This window comes from Nioella sp. (assembly GCF_964229645.1).
Taxonomy (GTDB): domain Bacteria; phylum Pseudomonadota; class Alphaproteobacteria; order Rhodobacterales; family Rhodobacteraceae; genus Nioella.
In genome coordinates this window covers 1-4,031 of the sequence record NZ_CAXREX010000223.1, presented here as the reverse complement: position 1 = coordinate 4,031, position 4,031 = coordinate 1, and the positions used below count along the sequence as shown (strand labels likewise).

5 protein-coding genes are annotated in these 4,031 nt (G+C 64.0%); 3 read left to right on the top strand and 2 right to left on the bottom strand.

What is annotated here, in order from left to right; translation table 11 throughout:
• Positions 1-51: 51 nt before the first annotated feature.
• Complete coding sequence (locus tag ACEQXV_RS15080; RefSeq protein ID WP_370269848.1) at positions 52-945, top strand: SPFH domain-containing protein; 894 nt, start codon at positions 52-54, stop codon at positions 943-945.
• A complete protein-coding gene (locus tag ACEQXV_RS15075; protein WP_370269847.1) occupies positions 945-1,235 on the top strand; it encodes an NfeD family protein in 291 nt (96 codons plus the stop codon). The genes ACEQXV_RS15080 and ACEQXV_RS15075 overlap by 1 nt, the downstream gene beginning before the upstream one ends.
• A gap of 88 nt (positions 1,236-1,323) precedes the next feature.
• Here the strand turns inward: ACEQXV_RS15075 and pyrF are convergent, their stop codons facing one another.
• On the bottom strand, positions 1,324-2,019 hold the full coding sequence (gene pyrF, locus ACEQXV_RS15070) for an orotidine-5'-phosphate decarboxylase (RefSeq protein WP_370269846.1): 696 nt from the start codon (positions 2,017-2,019) through the stop codon (positions 1,324-1,326).
• A gap of 223 nt (positions 2,020-2,242) precedes the next feature.
• Positions 2,243-2,419 carry a hypothetical protein gene (locus ACEQXV_RS15065; protein ID WP_370269845.1) on the bottom strand — a complete coding sequence of 59 codons (177 nt, stop codon included), beginning with the start codon at positions 2,417-2,419 and terminating at the stop codon, positions 2,243-2,245.
• Between the two features lie 213 nt (positions 2,420-2,632).
• Between ACEQXV_RS15065 and ACEQXV_RS15060 the strand changes: the two genes are divergently transcribed.
• On the top strand, positions 2,633-4,031 hold a 1,399-nt coding region (locus ACEQXV_RS15060; protein ID WP_370269844.1), incomplete at its 3' end, for a Clp protease N-terminal domain-containing protein.

The following is a 4,031-nucleotide window of genomic DNA, read 5'->3' as shown; positions in this document are numbered from 1 at the left end:
CTCCGGCCATGCTTACATAAGTCGAAGATTATTTCCGAGAAAGGTCCTTCGATGCCCATTGAGTCGCTGATCGCCGAATTCCTCGGCGGGAACATCGTGTTCCTCCTGCTGGCGGTCTTTATCCTGCTTTGCATTTTCCTCGGCGTGCGGATTGTTCCGCAGTCCGAAAAACACGTGGTCGAACGCTTTGGCCGGCTGCGCGCGGTCCTCGGGCCGGGGATCAACTTCATCGTGCCCTTCCTCGATCGGGTGGCGCACAAGATTTCCATCCTGGAACGTCAGTTACCCAACGCGACGCAGGACGCGATCACCAAGGACAACGTGCTGGTGCAGATCGATACCAGCGTCTTTTACCGCATCCTGGAACCGGAAAAGACCGTCTACCGGATCCGCGATGTAGATGCCGCGATTGCCACCACGGTGGCGGGGATCGTCAGGGCCGAGATCGGCAAGATGGACCTCGACGAGGTGCAGTCGAACCGGTCCGCGCTGATCACCCAGATCAAGGCCAGCGTCGAGGATGCGGTCGATGCCTGGGGGATCGAGGTCACGCGGGCCGAGATCCTCGACGTCAATCTCGACCAGGCCACGCGTGACGCGATGCTGCAACAGCTCAACGCCGAACGGGCCCGCCGGGCGCAGGTGACCGAGGCAGAAGGTCGGAAGCGGGCCGTGGAACTTGCCGCCGACGCCGAGCTTTACGCCGCCCAGAAGACGGCCGAGGCGCGCCGTATCCAGGCCGATGCCGAAGCCTATGCGACGGGCGTCGTGGCCGCCGCGATTGCCGATAACGGCCTGGAAGCCGCGCAGTATCAGGTGGCGCTGAAGCAGGTCGAGGCGCTTGGCCAGATGGCGACCGGAAACGGATCGCAGACCATCATTGTGCCCGCCGACGCCGCCGATGCCTTCGGCAAGGCCTTCCAGATGCTGAAGGGCCGGGGCTGATGGATATCTGGAACACCTGGTGGGCCTGGGGGGCGCTTGCGATCCTGCTGGCGATCGGCGAGGTCATCCTGCCCACCTTCGTCCTTCTGGGGTTCGGGATCGGGGCAGGGGCGATCGCGCTGGTTCTGCTGATCGGCGGGGCGCCCGCCGCCTTCATCACCGGCTCGATCCCGGTTCTGCTGCTCAGCTTCGCCGTGGTCTCGCTGTTGGCCTGGCTGCTGTTGCGCCGCTTCCTGGGCGTCTATCGCGGCCAGGTGAAGACCTTCGACCACGACATCAACGAGAACTGAAGTCGCGACAATTCGATTAAAATTGTCCTTCTTCTTTGGAAAAATACCCCGGGGAGCGCGAGGGGCTGGCCCCTCGCAACCCTCCGGCTCAGATCCCCGAAATCTCCGACAGGATCGCGTCTGCTGCCGCGCGCGGGTTTGCCGCCTGCCAGATCGGGCGTCCGACCACGATGTGATCGGCCCCGTCGGCAATGGCCTGGGCCGGGCTTGCCACGCGCTTCTGATCTCCGAGCGCGGCACCAGCTGGACGCACGCCCGGGGTGACGATCAATCGGCCCTCGGCTTCGGGTAGGGCCCGGATCGCGGCGGCTTCCTGTGGCGAGGCGATGACGCCATCCGCGCCGGCGTCGAAGGCGCGCGCGGCGCGTTCCAGCACAAGCTCGTGCAGGTCGCCCTGCTTGATCAGGCTGGCATCGAGATCGGCGCGGTCGAGCGATGTCAGGATGGTCACGGCAAGGATCTTGAGCCCCTTGCCCGACGCGCCTTCCTTGGCGGCGCGCACCACATGGGGGTCGCCATGCACGGTCAGGAAGTCCAGGTCATACTGGGCCAGCCCATGAACTGCCGCTTCGACCGTGGCCCCAATATCGAAGAGCTTCATGTCGAGAAAGATGCGCTTGCCGTGATCCTGCTTGAGCTCATTGGCCAGCGCCAGCCCCCCGCCGGTCAGCATGCCAAGGCCGATCTTGTAGAAACTCACGCTGTCCCCGAGTTGCCGGGCCAGTTGAAGGCCTTGCAGGGCATTGGGCACGTCCAGGGCTGCGATCAGGCGGTCATCACTCATGGCGGCTCTCCTATCGGGGTTGCTGCCGGAGCTTTAGGCCGGGTGCCCCCCCTTGTCCATGGTCGTTCCCAAACGGGCGTGTCATCCCCGAGCAGGAAAACGGCCCGGTCGCGGGGAAGCGACCGGGCCGGGCAGCAGGAGACCTTGAGGGACGGGCGGTCTTCCTGTCTGGGGCGCAGCCTTGGGTTGAGGGACGGGACGGGCGGCTGCGCCTTGGGGAATGTCAGACCGCGTGGCGGCGGGCCTCTTGTGCCAGGCCCGAGGCGACGCGGTCGAAATCGGCGCTTTGGGGGCCGGACCACCGGCAGTCGACTGCCGGACGGCCATCGACAACGGCGCGGGCATGAAAACAGGCGCGGCGGGCGTCATAGGCAACATGGGTCAGGGCGATGCGGGTCATGGGCTGGGGTCCTGTTCAGCGGTTCAGTCATGTGTCGGACGAGGGCAGCGCCCGGTTCAAAAGAAATGAGAATAAATTTCTGTAAATGAATCCCCGGTCGCGGTCTTGTGATGGCCCGTGTCCTTCCCCATCTAGTTGACAAGGCCTGCAAAAGGCCCGCGTGCCGGATACCGGGCGGGGTCATAGCCAGGCGCTTTGAAAAGGAGACTTGGCATGAACTTGGAGAAGTTCACCGACCGCGCGCGCGGTTTCCTTCAGGCCGCGCAGACCATCGCTCAGCGCGAAGATCACCAGAAACTCGTTCCCGAACACCTGCTGAAAGCCCTGCTCGACGATGATCAGGGCATGGCCTCGAACCTCATTAGCCGGGCGGGCGGCAACGCCCGTCGCGTGGTGGAAAGCGTCGACCTGGCGCTGTCGAAGCTTCCTAAAGTGACCGGCGATTCCGGGCAGCTTTACATGGATGGGCAGACCGCAAAGGTGCTGGCCGAGGCCGAGAAGCTGGCCGAGAAGGCGGGCGACAGTTTCGTTGCCGTCGAACGGATTCTGACCGCGCTGGCCATGGTGAAATCCAAAGCCAAGGACGCGCTGGATGCGGGCGCCGTGAATGCCCAGGCGCTCAATGCCGCGATCAACGATCTGCGCAAGGGGCGCACGGCGGATAGTGCCGGGGCCGAAGACAGCTACGAGGCGCTCAAGAAATATGCCCGCGACCTGACGGAAGCGGCGCGCGAGGGCAAGATCGACCCGATCATCGGTCGCGACGAGGAAATCCGCCGCGCCATGCAGGTGCTGAGCCGCCGCACCAAGAACAACCCGGTGCTGATCGGCGAACCCGGCGTCGGCAAGACGGCGATCGCGGAAGGCCTGGCCCTGCGGATCGTCAATGGCGACGTGCCGGAAAGCCTGAAGAACAAGACGCTAATGGCGCTTGATATGGGCGCGCTGATTGCTGGTGCGAAATACCGGGGTGAGTTCGAGGAACGGCTGAAGGCCGTGCTGAACGAGATCACCGCGGCCGCCGGTGAAATCATCCTCTTCATCGACGAGATGCACACGCTTGTTGGCGCGGGCAAGACCGATGGCGCGATGGATGCGGCGAACCTCATCAAGCCGGCCCTGGCGCGGGGTGAATTGCACTGCGTGGGGGCCACCACGCTGGATGAATACCGCAAGTATGTGGAGAAAGACGCGGCGCTTGCCCGCCGGTTCCAGCCGCTGATGGTGGAAGAACCGACGGTGGAAGACACCGTGTCGATCCTGCGCGGCATCAAGGAAAAATACGAACTGCATCACGGCGTGCGGATTTCTGATGCGGCGCTGGTGGCGGCCTCGATGCTCAGCCATCGCTACATCACCGACCGCTTCCTGCCCGACAAGGCCATCGACCTTGTTGACGAGGCCGCAAGCCGCCTTCGGATGGAGGTGGATTCGAAGCCCGAGGAGCTTGACGCGCTCGACCGCGACATCCTGCAAAAGCAGATCGAGGCCGAGGCGTTGAAGAAAGAGGATGATGCAGCCTCGAAGGACCGGCTGGAGAAGCTGCAAAAGGACCTGTCCGAGCTTCAGCAGAAATCGGCGGAAATGACGGCCCAATGGCAGGCCGAGCGGG

What these genes read in the sequence shown, in the direction of transcription:
- ACEQXV_RS15080 (WP_370269848.1), top strand. Translation starts at nt 52, where the DNA reads ATGCCCATTGAGTCGCTGATCGCCGAATTCCTCGGCGGGAACATCGTG.
- ACEQXV_RS15075 (WP_370269847.1), top strand. Translation starts at nt 945, where the DNA reads ATGGATATCTGGAACACCTGGTGGGCCTGGGGGGCGCTTGCGATCCTG.
- pyrF (WP_370269846.1), bottom strand. Translation starts at nt 2,019, where the DNA reads ATGAGTGATGACCGCCTGATCGCAGCCCTGGACGTGCCCAATGCCCTG.
- ACEQXV_RS15065 (WP_370269845.1), bottom strand. Translation starts at nt 2,419, where the DNA reads ATGACCCGCATCGCCCTGACCCATGTTGCCTATGACGCCCGCCGCGCC.